Here is a 15,947-nt window from a genome sequence, read left to right as displayed (position 1 = left end):
GAGATGCATAAAGTGGCTATCGATGTTACTTTGGCCGCATCACCACAAAAGGCACCACCATCTCTTCCAGGGAGACGCCCCCGTGCTGGTAGGTGTTCCGGTAATAGCTTACATAGTGGTTGTAGTTGTTCGGGTAGGCAAAAAACAAGTCGTTTTTGGCAAAGATGTACGAGCTGCTCACGTTAATGGCCGGCAAATGCAGTTCGGATGGCTTTTTGCAGGCAAGCACATCCTTTTCTTCATAAGTGAGGCTCCGGCCGGTCTTATAGCGGAGGTTCAGGCTGGTTTCCTTGTCGCCGATCACCTTGGAGGGTTGCTTCACGTTGATGGTGCCGTGGTCCGTAGTGATGATCAGGCGGAACCCCAGGAGCTGCGCTTCCTGGATCAGGGCCAGTAGCGGGCTGTTCTTAAACCAGCTCAGGGTAAGGGAGCGATAGGCCTTGTCATTGGAGGCCAGTTCCTTGATCACTTCCATCTCCGTTCGCGCGTGCGAAAGCATGTCCACAAAATTATACACCACGGCCACCAGGTCTTTATCCTTCATGGTTTTGAATTGCTGGGCCAGGTGTTTCCCTTGTTTCAGACTGCTGATTTTGTGGTACTCCCAATCCAGGTCCAGCCCGAGCCGCTTGAGCTGGGCCCCCAGGAAATCCGCTTCGTGCAGGTTCTTTCCGCCGGTATCCGTGTCGTTTTTCCACCATTTCGGAAACTGACGTTCCATTTCCAGGGGCATTAATCCGGAAAAAATAGCATTTCGCGCATACTGGGTGGCTGTGGGCAGGATGCTGCAGTACGCCTCTTCCGAATCTTTTTTGTAGAAAGGGGAGAGGGCATCCTCAAAGGCAAACCACTGGTCGTAGCGCAGGTTGTCGATAACCACCAGCAGGGTAGGGCCCTCCCGGAGCACCGGGGCAATGCGCTGGTTGAAGAGCGTGTGCGACAGTACGGGGGCTTCCTCCCCGGAGAACCAGGCGGGATATTCTTTTTCGATAAACTTTCCGAATTGCTGGTTGGCCTCGGCTTTCTGGCTCTCCAGGATTTCGAACATGCCCGTGTCTTCGATGTTCTCGAGTTGCAGTTCCCAGTATATAAGTTTCTTGTAGAGGTCCGCCCACCCCTCCCAGGAGTTGATCATGGAGAGGTCCATGGCGATTTTGCGGAATTCCTGTTGGTACCCCGCGGTGGTTTTTTCGGAAACCAACCGGCTGTGGTCCAGGTTCTTTTTGAGTGAGAGCAGGATCTGGTTGGGATTTACCGGCTTGATCAGGTAATCGGCAATCTTGGACCCGATGGCTTCTTCCATCAGGGATTCCTCCTCGTTTTTGGTGATCATGACCACCGGCAGGGAGGCATTTTGCTGCTTGATTTCCGTCAGGGTCTCCAGGCCGGAAAGCCCGGGCATGTTCTCGTCCAGGAAAACAATATCAAAGGATTCCTGCCGGATGGCTTCCAGGGCATCCTGCCCGCTGTTGCAGGTAACTACCCGGTAGTTCCGCTCCTCCAGGAAGAGCAGGTGGGATTTGAGCAGGTCGATTTCGTCGTCTACCCATAGGATGGTAAAGTTCTTCATGCGCCGGTTTTTATACGGGGATTAAGGTCCGGATGCCGGGAAACCGGGTGGCTGCATGCGAATCTGCCGGCAATTGGCTACCTTTGACCCACCTAAAGCCGCCCGCGTTGAAACACGTTCCCAAGCTCAAGATTTTCAACGATCCAATTTACGGATTTATACGCATTCCCAGCAGGCTGTTATTCGATTTAATAGGCCACCCGTATTTCCAGCGCCTGCGCCGTATCTCCCAAATGGGGATGAGCTACCTGGTGTATCCGGGGGCTCATCACACGCGCTTCCACCACGCCCTGGGGGCGATGCACCTGATGCAAAATGCCGTAGACCTGCTCCGCCGGAAAGGACTTGAGATCACCCCGGAGGAGGAAAACGGCCTGCTCTGTGCCATCCTGCTGCACGATATCGGCCACGGGCCGTTTTCCCATGCCCTTGAAAACGAATTGATTCCCGGGCATTCGCATGAGGAGCTCTCCCTGCGCTTTATGCGGCAACTCAATGAGGAATTCAGCGGGCAATTGGAGGTGGCCATTGAAATATTCCGGGGTTGTTATAAAAAGCAATTCCTGAACGAGCTCGTGTCTAGCCAGCTCGATATGGACCGGCTCGACTACCTGAAAAGGGACAGTTTCTACACCGGGGTGGCCGAGGGGAATATCAATTCGGAACGCCTGATAACCATGCTCACAGTCTACGACGGGAAACTCGTGGTAGAGGAAAAGGGCATCTATTCGGTCGAAAAATTCCTGATGGCCCGCCGCTTTATGTACTGGCAGGTATACCTGCATAAAACCGGCCTTGCGGCCGAGCAGGTGCTGGTGCGCCTGCTCCGGAGGGCCAGGGAGCGCTACCTTGACGGAAAGCTGGAGCACTGCGGCCGCAACCTGGAGTATTTCCTGGCCCTGGAAGGGGGCGGCTTCCCGGATACCCCGGAAGCCCTCCACCGTTTTGCCGGCCTGGACGACGTGGATATCCTGGCTGCCCTGAAGGACTGGCAATCGGATCCGGACCCGGTGCTTTCGCGTCTGTGCAAAATGCTGCTAAACCGTCGGTTGCCGGCCATCAAAATCAAGAAGAAGCCCATCGCGGAATCGAAGTTGGAAGGCAAGATTCAGAGGGTGCAGGCAGCCTGGGGCCTGACCCGGGATGAGGCCGGCTACTTTGTGTTTTCCGGGGAAATTGTCAACCGCGCCTACAACCAGGACCGCCAGAATATCAATATCCTCCGGGAAAATGGCAAAATACGCGATGTTGCGAGTACTTCCGACCAGCTCAATCTGCAGGCGCTTTCTGCCGATGTCGTTAAGCACTATATCTGTTACCCCAAGAAAGGCGTAATCTAATTTTTCTTACTTTTGTCACCACTGAAAACAATTAGCACGTAGTACACTTGGAATTTACGGCCAGTCAGATCGCAGGCATCCTGGAAGGCGAAATTGAGGGCAACCCCGAGATTGCAGTCCATAAGTTGTCAAAAATAGAAGAAGGCGAGGCTGGCTCATTGACTTTCCTGGCCAACCCGAAGTATACGCCCTACGTATACAGTACCGAGGCGTCCATCATTATCGTCAACAAAGATTTTACCCCCGAGCAATCCCTGTCCACCACGCTGATCAAGGTGGAGGATGCCTATAAATCCTTCTCCAAACTCCTGGCGTATTACGACCAGGTGAAAAGTGCAAAAACCGGGGTGGAAGACCCGGTGCATGTGGCAGAATCGGCCGAATATGGTAAGGACTGCTACCTGGGCGCATTCTGTTACGTGGGGAATAACGTCCGCATGGGCGACAATGTAAAGATTTACCCAAACGCCTACATCGGCGACAATGTGGTGATCGGAGACAACACGATTGTTTTTGCCGGTGCCAAGATTTATTCGGAAACCCAGATTGGGAGGGATTGCGTGATTCACAGCGGGGCTATCATTGGCGCGGACGGTTTTGGCTTTGCCCCGGATGACGATGGGGTCTATTCCAAGATTCCGCAAACCGGGAATGTCATAATCGAAGACCACGTGGACATCGGCGCGGGCACCACTATTGACCGGGCCACCCTGGGCTCCACCATCCTGCGTCGCGGGGTGAAGCTGGACAACCAGATCCAGATTGCACACAATGTGGAGATCGGCGAACACACCGTCATTGCTGCCCAAACAGGGGTCGCCGGATCTACCAAGATCGGGAAGCACTGTATGATCGGCGGCCAGGTGGGGATTGTGGGACACATCCTCATCGGAGACCGGGTCAAGATCCAGGCCCAGTCCGGGATTGGCCGAAATGTCAAGGACGACGAAGTACTTCAGGGCTCTCCGGCCCTCAACTACGGAGACTTTAACAAATCTTATGTGCATTTTAAAAACCTGCCCCGGTTGGTAAGCCGGGTGGAATCGCTTGAAAAGCAAAACGGTAAGTAATCCTATGACCAAGCAAAGAACCATTGCCAAGGAGGTGACCCTGCAGGGCGTAGGCCTGCATACGGGGGCGAATGTGACCATGAAGTTTGTACCCGCACCTGAGAACCACGGATTTGCCTTTAAACGGGTAGACCTGGAAGGTGAGCCGATTATTGAGGCAGATGCAAATTACGTGATCAACACGCAACGCGGGACGAACCTGGAGAAGCGGGGCGTAAAAATACAGACGTCCGAGCATGTGCTGGCGGCACTGGTGGGGCTCGATATCGACAATGTCCTGATTGAACTGGACTCCCCGGAACCCCCGATTATGGATGGCTCCTCCAAATTTTTTGTGGAAGCCCTGGAGTCGGCCGGCATTGTAGAGCAGGATGCGGACCGGGAGGAATACGTTATTAAGGATGTAATCTCCTACCGGGACGAGGCTACAGGCAGCGAGATTACTGTAATCCCCGCCGAGGAATACCAGGTTACCACGATGGTGGATTTTGGGACCAAGGTCCTGGGGACCCAAAATGCCACCCTGGAACACCTGTCGGATTTCAAGGATGAAATTGCCGATGCCCGCACCTTCAGCTTCCTGCACGAATTGGAAATGTTGCTTGAAAACGGCCTGATCAAAGGGGGCGACCTGAACAACGCAATCGTCTATGTGGACAAGGAGATTTCCGCAGAAACGATGAAAAAGCTCGAAAAAGCTTTTAAAAAGGAAAAACTATCCGTAAAGCCGAATGGCATCCTCGACAACCTGACCCTGCACCACCCGAACGAGGCGGCGCGACACAAACTGCTCGACGTGATCGGGGACCTGGCGCTGATCGGCACGCGTATTAAAGGGAAGGTGATAGCCAACAAGCCGGGTCACTACGTGAATACGCAGTTTGCGAAGAAACTGTCCAAGATCATCAAGCTCGAGAAACGCAACAAGGTTCCGAAGTACGATCTGAACCAGACCCCGTTGATGGACATTACCCAGATCATGAAGATGCTGCCGCACCGGCCGCCTTTCCTGTTGGTGGATAAGATCCTGGAATTGTCCGACACCCATGTAGTGGGGGTTAAAAACGTCACCATGAACGAGCCGTTTTTTGTAGGGCATTTTCCCGGGGCGCCGGTAATGCCCGGGGTACTCCAGGTTGAGGCCATGGCACAGACCGGGGGCATCCTCGTGCTGAGCACGGTGCCCGACCCGGAGAACTACCTTACGTATTTCATGAAGATCGACAATGTGAAATTCAAACAACAGGTTGTTCCCGGGGATACACTAATTTTTAAATGCGATCTGATGTCGCCGATTCGCCGGGGCATCTGCCATATGTCTGCCTATGCCTATGCGAATGGCAAGCTTGTTTCCGAAGCGGAACTGATGGCGCAGATCGTAAAAACCAAAAACGTCTGATATGAATCAACCCCTGGCCTATGTGCACCCGGGTGCTAAAATAGCCAAGAATGTGGTCATCGAACCCTTTGCGACCATCCACAACAACGTAACGATTGGGGAAGGGTCCTGGATCGGGTCGAACGTGACCATTATGGAGGGCGCGCGTATCGGCAAGAACTGCAATATTTTTCCGGGGGCTGTGATTTCCGCCCCGCCTCAGGACCTGAAATACCAGGGGGAGGAAACCACGGTGGAAATCGGCAATAATGTAACTATCCGGGAGTGCGCTACCATCAACAAGGGCACTTCGGACCGGATGAAGACGGTGATTGGCAAAAACTGCCTGATCATGGCGTACTGCCACATCGCCCACGATTGCGTGGTGGGCAACAACTGTATCTTTTCCAACAATTCTACCCTGGCCGGGCATGTAACCATCGGAGACTATGTGGTGCTCGCCGGCCTGGTGGCCGTCCACCAGTTTGTTTCTATCGGCACGCACGCCTTTGTAACCGGGGGTTCCCTGGTGCGGAAGGATGTACCCCCGTATGTCAAAGGAGCCCGGGAGCCCATGTCGTACGTGGGGATCAATTCCGTCGGGCTCAGGCGCCGCGGGTTTACGGCCGAAAAAATCCGGGAAATCCAGAACATCTACCGCATTCTCTACCAGCGCAATTACAACAATTCCCAGGCGGTCCAGATTATCGAGGCCGAGGTGGAAGCTACCCCGGAGCGGGATGAGATCCTGCAATTTATCCGGGATTCCCAACGGGGCATCATGAAAGGTTATTTTAGCAACAACTAGTAGTTTATGGCAAACACATCCGATATCCGGAAAGGACTTTGTATCCGGCACAACAACGATATTTACAAGATTGTGGAATTCCTGCACGTGAAGCCCGGTAAAGGGCCTGCTTTTGTGCGCACCAAACTCAAGAGCATCACCACGGGCAAGGTCATCGACAATACGTTTTCGGCGGGTCATAAAATAGACGACGTACGCGTGGAGACGCGTTCCTACCAGTTCCTCTATTCCGACGGGCAGACCTACCACTTTATGAATACGGACGATTACAACCAGATAGCGCTTCAGGAAAGCGCCCTGGATACACCTGAACTCCTCAAAGAAGGAGAGGTGGTAACCATTATGTTCAATACGGAGGACAGCATGCCGCTTTCGGTGGATATGCCTGCCAGCGTGGTATTGGAGGTTACAGAGGCGGAACCGGGCGTCAAGGGCAATACCGCCACAAATGCGACCAAGGTAGCCGTCGTGGAGACCGGGGCGCGGATCAACGTGCCGCTCTTTATCAACGAAGGGGACAAAATCAAGGTGGACACATCCAATGGGTCCTACATGGAACGCGCCAAAGATTCATAGATGAAATTTCCCGGGAATCACACACTAGGCGATATTGCCGGCATTCTCGGGTGCCGCTTTGTGGGCCCCGCGGATTTCCCGGTTGGCGGTATGAACGAAATTCACGTGGTGGAGCCCGGGGATATCGTTTTTGTGGACCACCCGAAATATTACGACAAAGCCCTGCAATCCGCTGCAACCGTTATCCTGATCAATAAGGAAGTCGATTGCCCGGAAGGCAAGGCCCTGCTGATATCCGAAGACCCATTCCGGGATTTCAATAAACTAACCCGGCATTTCCGGCCATTTGAAGGTTTTGGGCAATCCATTGCAGAGACGGCCGAGATTGGCAAGGGGACGGCAATAGGGCCCAACGTGCGAATTGGGGCCCATGTCCGTATCGGGAAAGACTGCGTGATCCACCCCAACGCAACCATCGGGGACCATTGCATCCTGGGCGACCGGGTGATTGTGCAATCGGGTACCGTTGTTGGTTCCGACGCCTTCTATTACAAGAAGCGCCCGGAGGGATTTGACCGCCTCCTCTCGGGAGGCCGGGCCGTCCTGGAGGACGATGTGGAACTCGGCGCCCTCTGTACAATCGACCGGGGCGTTACCGGAGACACGCGGGTGGGCGCCGGCAGCAAGCTGGACAACCAGGTCCACGTAGGGCACGACACGGTCATCGGCAAGCGTTGTTTGATCGCTTCCCAGACCGGGATTGCGGGTTGCGTGGTCATCGAGGACGAGGTAACCCTGTGGGGCCAGGTTGGGGTAATCAGTGCGATAACCATAGGCAAGGGGGCTGTAATACTCGCCCAGGCAGGCGTATCAAAATCCTTGGCAGGCGGGAAGACCTATTTTGGCAGTCCGGCAGAGGAATCGCGCGAGCGCATGAAACAGCTGGCAGCGCTCAGGCAGATACCCGCCCTGGCCGCCCAGTTGAAAAAACAATAAGAATTCAATAGCCCAAATTGATCGTAAGGCCTATTTTTGTGAAAACCAAAACACGGATACATGAGCGTTCTAGTTAACAAAGACTCCAAAATAATTGTACAGGGTTTTACCGGAAGCGAGGGAACCTTTCACGCCGAACAGATGATCGATTACGGCACGAATGTCGTCGGGGGCGTCACCCCGGGCAAAGGCGGCCAAAAGCATCTTGGCAAACCGGTCTTTAACACTGTTCAGGACGCCGTATCCGAAACCGGGGCCGATACCTCAATAATCTTTGTCCCGCCGGCTTTTGCCGCCGATGCCATCATGGAGGCGGCCCACGCCGGGATCAAGGTGATCATTACGATTACCGAGGGGATTCCGGTAGCCGATATGATTAAGGCCCATAGTTATGTAAAGGACCGCGGCAGTCGCCTGATCGGCCCGAATTGTCCGGGCGTGATTACCCCCGGGGAAGCCAAGGTGGGCATCATGCCGGGCTTTGTATTTGAAAAGGGCGGCGTGGGCATCGTTTCCAAATCGGGGACGCTTACCTATGAGGCAGCCGACCAGGTAGTGCGGCAGGGGCTCGGCATTACCACGGCCATCGGTATCGGGGGAGACCCGATTATCGGGACTACCACCAGGGAAGCCCTGGAATTGCTGGTAACCGATCCGGAAACCGAATGCGTGGTGATGATCGGCGAAATTGGAGGGCAACTCGAAGCCGAGGCAGCCCGCTGGTACAAGGAAAGCGGAAGCAAGAAGCCCGTAGTTGGCTTTATTGCCGGAGAGACGGCGCCTGCAGGGCGTACCATGGGGCACGCCGGGGCGATTGTCGGCGGCAGCGACGATACGGCACAGGCCAAAAAGCGCATTATGCGGGAATGCGGGATCCACGTGGTGGATTCCCCGGCCAAAATCGGGGAGAAGGTCTCCGAAGTCCTCGCCTGAATTCGTTAACAGTATAATAAAGTCCCGCCCTGAGCGGGATTTTTTATGGCATCTTGCATCAAACCCGTTATCTTTGGGTAGAAGCTATCCTAAACCAACAGCTACATGAAAATCCTAGAAGGAAAGAAAGCGATCATCACCGGGGCGAGCCGCGGTATCGGAAGCGGCATCGCGGAAGTTTTTGCCCGGGAGGGTGCCGATGTTGCCTTCACATACAGCAGCAGCGACGGGCCGGCCAAGGAGCTCGAAAACAAATTAAGCGGCATGGGCGTCAAGGCCAGGGCATACAAAAGCGACGCGTCCAGCTTTGAAGCGGCCGAAGAGTTGGTGGCCCGGGTCCTGGAGGATTTTGGCGGTGTGGACATCCTGGTCAACAATGCCGGTATCACCAAGGACAACCTGCTGATGCGGATGAGCGAAGAGGATTTTGACAAAGTGATTGAAATCAACCTGAAATCCGTGTTCAATATGACCAAGGCAATCCAGCGCACCTTCCTCAAGCAACGGGGCGGCTCCATTATCAATATGAGCAGCGTGGTGGGCGTCAAGGGAAATGCCGGTCAGGCCAATTACGCCGCTTCCAAAGCGGGGATGATTGGTTTTACCAAAAGCGTGGCCCTGGAACTCGGGTCGCGGAATATTCGGTGCAATGCAATTGCGCCGGGCTTTATCGAAACGGAAATGACCGAGAAACTCGACGAGAAAACCGTTCAGGGCTGGCGCGACGCCATTCCCCTCAAACGGGGCGGGACCCCGGAGGATGTGGCGAATGCCTGCCTGTACCTCGCTTCGGATTTGTCGGCCTATGTGACGGGTCAGGTGCTGCACGTGGACGGCGGCATGCTCACCTGACAATTCCCGAGGTGGCCAATTTACTGACAGGTCGGCCCGGGAAAGGCCATTTGGATTTAACGCTAAATCACGCATGATGTTTTTGGGTTATGCAGGCATTGTCCTCCTGTCGGGACTACTCGTATTGCTGGTTGACAGTCGTGTTAACCGGCATCTGAAAATGAATTAAAAGGAAGAAAGACGTAAATGCCCGACCATCCGGTATTTTGGATTGTGCTCTGTGCCATCCTGAGCCTTGGACTGGTTTGGTTTCAGTACTTTTTCCGGCCGGGGCCCACCCGGTTCCGGTACTTCCTGGCAGCCCTCCGCTTCTTTGCGGTCTGGGGCCTGCTCGTATTGTTGATTAACCCAAAGATTCGCGAAACCCGGGTATTCCTCGAAAAACACCGCCTGGTCCTGCTGCTGGACAACAGCGCATCCATCCGCACGGACAGTTCCCGACAGGCCCTGTACAACCTGCGGTCCCTTTTTGGCCGCGACCCGGAAATCGCAGATCGATTTGACCGGGACCTGTTCACCTTTGGCGATGCAATGCGCTTATCGGACAGCCTCGATTTTACCGCCGGCAGGACCAATATCGGGTCTGCGCTGGACCGGGCAACCCAGGCCATCAACTCGGACCATGCGGTTATCCTGATTGCCACGGACGGGAACGAAAATTCCGGGAGGAGCTATCTGCAGGCGGCAGGGACGGGCATCCCCGTGTACCCCATTGTGATCGGGGACACTACCCGGTATCGGGATATCCGAATCGACCAGCTGAATGTAAACCGCTATGCTTTCCTGGACAATAAATTCCCGGTAGAAGTCCTGGTTTCCTATTCCGGAGACGCTCCGGCAGTTGCAGAATTGGAAATCACCGACAACGGTAATCGGGTGTACCGGGAAACCGTCCGCCTGGGCGCAGGCAACTCCACCTGGCAATCGGAAATTCTGCTCGATGCCCAAGCGGTGGGCTTTCACCGGCTGGCTGCACAACTCAGCGCGTTGCCCGGGGAACGCAATACCTCCAATAACCGTCGGATTGCGGGCCTGGAAGTGGTGGACGAACGGACGCGGATCCTGTTGGTGCATACCGGGAACCATCCGGACCTGGGGGCACTCCGGCGGAGTATCCTACAAAACGAACAGCGGGAGGTTCGGCTGGTGAGCCCCGAGACAGCCCTTGAGCAACTGGATGCCGCCGACCTGCTGATCCTCTACCAACCGGATACCCGGTTCCGGTCCCTTTTCCAGGCCCTTGCGCAAAGGGATGTACCCAGGATGACCCTGACCGGCCCCCGGACACACTGGTCGTTTCTCAACCAGGCACAATCGGTGTATGAACTTGCCGATATAGGCCCCGCCGACGATATTTTGCCATTGCGGGATGCCGGGTTCGGGTACTTTGACCTTTCCGATTGGGACGTGTCCGGATATCCCCCCCTGGAAGGCCCCCTGGGAAATTTGTTGATCGGGGCGGAGAACCAGACACTGCTCGGCCAGCAGGTTCGCGGGGTGGACATGGAGGAACCCCTGCTTGTACTGATTAAAGGCCCCTACCGGGAGGCGTTGCTGCAGGGCAGCGGAATCTGGCAGTGGCGGATGGCCGCCTTCAGGAATTCCGGGGATTTTGCCTCATTTGACGAGTTTATCGCCAAAACCCTTCTGTTCCTGACGGCAGGAGGCAGCAGTAAACGCCTGACCCTGGACTATCAGCCGCTGTATGAAGACAGCGGCAATGCCCGGATTCGGGCCCGGTTTTACGACGAGTCCTTTGCATTTGAACCCGGGGCCCGTTTAACCCTCGAACTTGCCGACAGTACCGGGAACCGTCTGGAATCCCGGCCCATGGCGCTCCGGTCGGACTTTTACGAAGCCGATGTGGCCGGGCTGCCTCCGGGCACCTACCAGTTTACGGTCATTGCCGGCGATTCGGGCTTCAGCGAGTCCGGGTCCTTCAGCCTGATGGCCTTTGATCTGGAGGCCCAACAGCTTTCCAGCGATGCAGCCACGTTGGGGCTTCTGGCCCGGGAGACCGGCGGGGCCCTCTATTACCCGGATACGGCTTCCGAACTCCGGGACAGCCTGCTGCAGGCAGATCGCTTCCGCCCCGTTCAGAAAAGCCGCAGGAATGTTGTACCTTTAATAGATTTCCGCTGGCTGCTCTTTGGCATCGTCAGTTGCCTTGCAGCTGAGTGGTTTATCAGAAAATATAACGGATTGCTATAATTGAAATTTACTATGGACAGATTACCCAAAATTGCCTTACCGGCAGTCATTACGATTATTTTACTCATTATCCTCATCTCCAAATCGGCCGTAACCATCGGTTCCGGTGAAGCGGGGGTCCTCTACCGAACCTTCGGGGATGGAGTGGTAACCGACGAGCCCCCATTGGGGGAAGGGTTCCACATTGTTGCGCCCTGGAACAAAGTCTTTATCTACGAGGTGCGCCAGCAGGAAGTATTTGAAAAGATGAAAGTACTCTCCAGCAATGGCCTGGATATATCACTCGACGCTTCGGCCTGGTTCCAGCCCAAGGCCAGTGACCTCGGCAAACTGCATCAGGAAAAGGGGGAGGAATACAAAGAGCGCATCCTGTTGCCGGCTATCCGGTCTGCGGCCCGGTCGGTTGTGGGGCGCTATACCCCGGAACAGCTCTACTCCAGTAAGCGGGACGCCATCCAGCAGGAAATATTCAGCGAAACCCAGAAAATTGTAGACGACCAGTATATCCAGCTCAATGAGATCCTGGTGCGCGATGTAACGCTTCCCGCAACCATAAAGGAAGCCATCGAGCGGAAATTAAAACAGGAGCAGCAATCCCTCGAATATGAATTCCGGCTGATCAGCGCCGATAAGGAAGCCCAGCGGCAGCGGATTGAGGCCCAGGGTAAAGCCGACGCCAACCGCATCCTGAGTGCTTCCCTGACCGATAAAATCCTTTCCGATAAGGGAATAGAGGCTACATTGAAACTTGCGGAATCGCCCAATGCCAAGGTGGTTGTTGTTGGGTCCGGCGAGGACGGCCTACCAATCATCCTGGGCAACAATTAATTTCTGCAGCTTTTATCTTTAAAAAGTTTGCCTTACTTTTACAGGCGAAATGAAGAAGAACACCACACATCATCATATCGGCTCCTGCGCTCAGGCGAGGTAGCGGTATATGTTGTGTTGCAGACCACATAATCGGACCCGTTTGAGCAATCAAGCGGGTTTTTTTATTTACAGGCAATTCGTATTTATTTTTGATTAAGCTATGGAACCTATAAAAATCGCCATCCAGAAAAGCGGCAGGCTCAATGAAGACTCCCTGAGGATCCTCAAAGACTGCGGTATATCCATCGACAACGGCCGGGACCAGCTCAAGGCCGCGGCCCGGGATTTTCCTATGGAAGTGCTCTACCTGAGGAACGGGGATATTCCCCAATATCTGCGCGACGGGGTGGTGGACATCGCCATCATTGGCGAAAACGTGCTCTTTGAAAAGGGCAAAGATATCCGGGTGAGCGTTCGCCTGGGCTTTTCCAAATGCCGGGTTTCCCTGGCCCTGCCCAAGTCTGTGGATTATTCGGAAATCGGCGACCTGGACGGTAAGCGCATTGCGACTTCTTACCCGAACACTGTCCGCCATTTCCTGGACAAGGCGGGTATTTCCGCCGACCTCCATATCATCAACGGCTCCGTGGAAATTGCCCCGAACATCGGATTGGCCGATGCAATATGCGATATTGTGTCCAGCGGGAGTACGCTTTTCAAGAATAACTTAAAGGAAGTGGAGGTGCTTTTGCAAAGCGAAGCTGTCCTGGCCGTTTCCCCGAAAATCGGGGAAGAACAGGAGGGCATCCTCCGGCAGCTGCAATTTCGGATCGAATCGGTGCTCAGGGCGCGGCAGAACAAATATGTTTTGATGAATGCGCCGAACGACAGGCTCGAGGAGATCATCGCCCTGTTGCCGGGAATGCGAAGCCCTACCGTACTGCCCCTGGCCGAGGAAGGTTGGAGTTCCGTGCATACAGTGATCAACAGGGAACGGTTCTGGGAGGTCCTGGACGAAGTAAAGAAAGCCGGGGCGGAAGGCATCCTGGTTTGTCCAATTGAAAAAATGGTCCTTTAAAGCAGGAATTCATGATGCAGCTCATTGCCTATCCGCCGCGGTCCGAATGGTCCGAATTGTTAAAACGACCCGCGGCTTCCGCCCAATCCCTGGAACGCGCCGTGGAAGAGGTATTCACAGCCGTCCGCGAAAACGGGGATCAGGCCGTCTGCGACTTTACCCGGCAATTCGACGGGGTTTCCCTGGAATCCCCGGTGCTCCCCGAAACGGAAATATCCCGGCTGGCGGAGCTGGTGCCCGGGCATCTCCGGGATGCCATCGACCTGGCCTATGAGAATATCCGGCAATTCCACGAGGCTCAGAAAACCCCGGCGGTCCGGGTGCAAACCCGCCCGGGGGTGGATTGCTGGCAGGAAAAGAAACCCATCGACAAGGTGGGCATCTATATCCCGGGCGGTACCGCCCCGTTATTTTCAACCGTACTGATGCTTGCCATCCCGGCTGCCATAGCCGGTTGCCGCGAGGTGGTGCTGTGCTCTCCACCCGATCAGGCCGGTAACCTGCACCCGGCCATTTGCTATGCGGCCCGCAAATGCGGTGTCCGAACCGTTTGCCGGGCGGGGGGCATCCAGGCCATTGCCGCCATGACCTACGGCACCCGTGAAATCCCTGCTGTCTATAAGATTTTCGGCCCGGGAAACCAATATGTTACCCAGGCCAAACAACGGGCTGTCCGGGAAGGTGTCGCCATCGATATGCCGGCCGGTCCGAGCGAGGTCCTGGTGGCTGCCGACGACTCCGCCAACCCGGCCTATATCGCTGCGGATTTGCTCAGCCAGGCAGAACACGGGCGGGACAGCCAGGTATTGCTGCTCACGGATGACGCGGAGTTGCCCGGGGCCGTACGCCGCGAATTGGAAACCATGCTGCGGGAACTCCCGAGACGGGAAATTGCCTCGGATGCCATCGACAACAGCAGGATGATCCTCCTGGAATCCTCCGGGGAAATAGCCGAGATGATCAACCAGTATGCCCCGGAACACCTGATCATCTGCCACAGGCAGGAAGAATTTCTGCTGCGGGAGATCCGCAACGCGGGTTCCGTATTCCTGGGCAATCTCACTCCCGAAAGTGCCGGGGATTACGCTTCGGGGACCAACCACACACTGCCCACCAACGGGTATGCCCGGCAATACAGCGGGGTTAACCTGGATAGTTTTACCAAGGCGATCACCTACCAGCGTCTCAGCGATCGGGGGGTACGGGAAATTGGCCCGGCAATTATCACCATGGCCGAGGCCGAGGGTCTGTCGGCCCATGCGCTCGCCATGAAACTCCGAGTAGCGGACCTGCATGAGATACCGAACAAAAAAGAGAAGGAAGATGCCTGAGGTACTGGATATCGATAAACTTGTCCGACCGCTGGTCCGCAACTTGAAGCCCTATGCCTCTGCCCGGGACGAATACAGCGGCAGCGGGAGCGGCATGGACTTTCTGGACGCCAACGAAAATCCTTTTGAAAACGGCGTTAACCGTTATCCGGACCCCCACCAACGGACCGTGAAGAAGGCAATTGCCCGGTTCCGGGGAGTCCCGGAGGAGTCGCTGCTATTGGGCAATGGAAGCGACGAAGTCCTGGACCTGCTCTTTCGGGTCTTCTGCGAGCCCGGGCAGGATGCCGCCATTACGCTGCCGCCCACCTACGGCATGTACAGTGTCCTGGCCGAAATCAACGGGGTGGAGAACATCCGCGTGCCGCTCACCCCGGACTTCCAGCTCAACGTCCCGGCGATTCTCGAGGCTGTACAGCCCCGTGCCAAGCTCCTCTTTATCTGCTCCCCGAACAACCCCAGCGGAAATTCCATGGCCCGGGCGGGAGTAATCCAATTGCTGGAGGCATTTCCCGGGTTGGTCGTCATCGACGAAGCGTATATCGACTTTACCGGGGAGCCTGGATTCGCCGGATTAATGGGCGAACATAAAAACCTGGTGGTTACCCAAACATTTTCCAAAGCCCTGGGTATGGCGGGTATCCGCCTGGGCGTTTGCATGGCGCATCCGGAGGTGATCGGGTACCTCACCCGGGTCAAACCGCCGTATAACGTCAATGAACTCACCCAGCAGCGCGCCCTTCAGGGGCTCGCCCAATCGGAAGCAATCCGGGAGCATGTCGAAGTACTGAACCGGGAGCGGGAAGGGTTGAGGCAAGGCCTGGAATCCATTTCATTCGTATCCGGGATATTCCCGTCGGACGCGAATTTCCTGTTGGTCCGGGTAGACGATGCGCATGCGCGCTATGCACAACTCATCGATAAAGGCATCGTCGTAAGGAACCGCTCGGGGCAGTTGCATTGCGAAAACTGCCTGCGGATCACCGTGGGTACACCGCAAGAAAACCAACGACTGCTTCGGGTATTAAACGAATTGTCCAAATGAATCGGGGCA

At 55.4% G+C, this 15,947-nt stretch carries 14 protein-coding genes; 13 read left to right on the top strand and 1 reads right to left on the bottom strand.

The window, feature by feature from the left end:
* Positions 1-25: 25 nt before the first annotated feature.
* Positions 26-1,570, bottom strand: coding sequence for a T9SS response regulator signal transducer PorX (gene porX, locus RB2501_RS11535; RefSeq protein ID WP_015755005.1), 1,545 nt, complete (start codon positions 1,568-1,570; stop codon positions 26-28).
* Between the two features lie 107 nt (positions 1,571-1,677).
* Here porX and RB2501_RS11530 point away from each other — a divergent pair, with 107 nt between their 5' ends.
* From RB2501_RS11530 to hisC, 13 genes are all read left to right on the top strand, one after another.
* Positions 1,678-2,910, top strand: a complete 1,233-nt coding sequence (locus RB2501_RS11530) for an HD domain-containing protein (RefSeq protein WP_041327220.1) — start codon at positions 1,678-1,680, stop codon at positions 2,908-2,910.
* Between the two features lie 47 nt (positions 2,911-2,957).
* Positions 2,958-3,980, top strand: coding sequence for a UDP-3-O-(3-hydroxymyristoyl)glucosamine N-acyltransferase (gene lpxD, locus RB2501_RS11525; RefSeq protein ID WP_015755003.1), 1,023 nt, complete (start codon positions 2,958-2,960; stop codon positions 3,978-3,980).
* Between the two features lie 4 nt (positions 3,981-3,984).
* Positions 3,985-5,379, top strand: a complete 1,395-nt coding sequence (locus RB2501_RS11520) for a bifunctional UDP-3-O-[3-hydroxymyristoyl] N-acetylglucosamine deacetylase/3-hydroxyacyl-ACP dehydratase (protein WP_041327219.1) — start codon at positions 3,985-3,987, stop codon at positions 5,377-5,379.
* Between the two features lies 1 nt (position 5,380).
* Positions 5,381-6,166, top strand: coding sequence for an acyl-ACP--UDP-N-acetylglucosamine O-acyltransferase (gene lpxA / locus RB2501_RS11515; protein WP_015755001.1), 786 nt, complete (start codon positions 5,381-5,383; stop codon positions 6,164-6,166).
* A gap of 6 nt (positions 6,167-6,172) precedes the next feature.
* Positions 6,173-6,742 (top strand): elongation factor P, encoded by a 570-nt coding sequence (efp, locus tag RB2501_RS11510; protein WP_015755000.1) that lies wholly within the window; start codon positions 6,173-6,175, stop codon positions 6,740-6,742.
* Complete coding sequence (locus RB2501_RS11505; protein WP_015754999.1) at positions 6,743-7,678, top strand: UDP-3-O-(3-hydroxymyristoyl)glucosamine N-acyltransferase; 936 nt, start codon at positions 6,743-6,745, stop codon at positions 7,676-7,678.
* Between the two features lie 60 nt (positions 7,679-7,738).
* Positions 7,739-8,611, top strand: a complete 873-nt coding sequence (gene sucD, locus RB2501_RS11500) for a succinate--CoA ligase subunit alpha (protein WP_015754998.1) — start codon at positions 7,739-7,741, stop codon at positions 8,609-8,611.
* A 105-nt stretch (positions 8,612-8,716) separates the two neighbouring features.
* Entirely contained in the window at positions 8,717-9,463 is a 747-nt protein-coding gene (gene fabG, locus RB2501_RS11495; RefSeq protein ID WP_015754997.1) for a 3-oxoacyl-[acyl-carrier-protein] reductase, read from the top strand.
* A gap of 186 nt (positions 9,464-9,649) precedes the next feature.
* Positions 9,650-11,674 carry a vWA domain-containing protein gene (locus RB2501_RS11490; protein ID WP_015754996.1) on the top strand — a complete coding sequence of 675 codons (2,025 nt, stop codon included), beginning with the start codon at positions 9,650-9,652 and terminating at the stop codon, positions 11,672-11,674.
* 12 nt (positions 11,675-11,686) lie between these two features.
* A complete protein-coding gene (locus RB2501_RS11485; RefSeq protein ID WP_015754995.1) occupies positions 11,687-12,502 on the top strand; it encodes a prohibitin family protein in 816 nt (271 codons plus the stop codon).
* A gap of 202 nt (positions 12,503-12,704) precedes the next feature.
* Positions 12,705-13,562, top strand: coding sequence for an ATP phosphoribosyltransferase (gene hisG / locus RB2501_RS11480; protein WP_015754994.1), 858 nt, complete (start codon positions 12,705-12,707; stop codon positions 13,560-13,562).
* A gap of 14 nt (positions 13,563-13,576) precedes the next feature.
* Positions 13,577-14,893: a histidinol dehydrogenase gene (gene hisD, locus RB2501_RS11475; RefSeq protein WP_041327796.1), complete on the top strand. Its 1,317-nt coding sequence runs from the start codon at positions 13,577-13,579 to the stop codon at positions 14,891-14,893.
* The gene (gene hisC / locus RB2501_RS11470) at positions 14,886-15,938 is read left to right on the top strand and encodes a histidinol-phosphate transaminase (protein ID WP_015754992.1); all 1,053 of its coding nucleotides are present in this window, start codon (positions 14,886-14,888) and stop codon (positions 15,936-15,938) included. Before hisD ends, hisC begins: the two co-directional genes overlap by 8 nt.
* The last annotated feature ends 9 nt before the right edge of the window (positions 15,939-15,947 follow it).

Origin of the sequence: Robiginitalea biformata HTCC2501, from assembly GCF_000024125.1 — a bacterium.
GTDB classification, from domain to species: Bacteria; Bacteroidota; Bacteroidia; order Flavobacteriales; family Flavobacteriaceae; genus Robiginitalea; species Robiginitalea biformata.
This window is presented reverse-complemented; position numbering and strand designations above follow the sequence as displayed.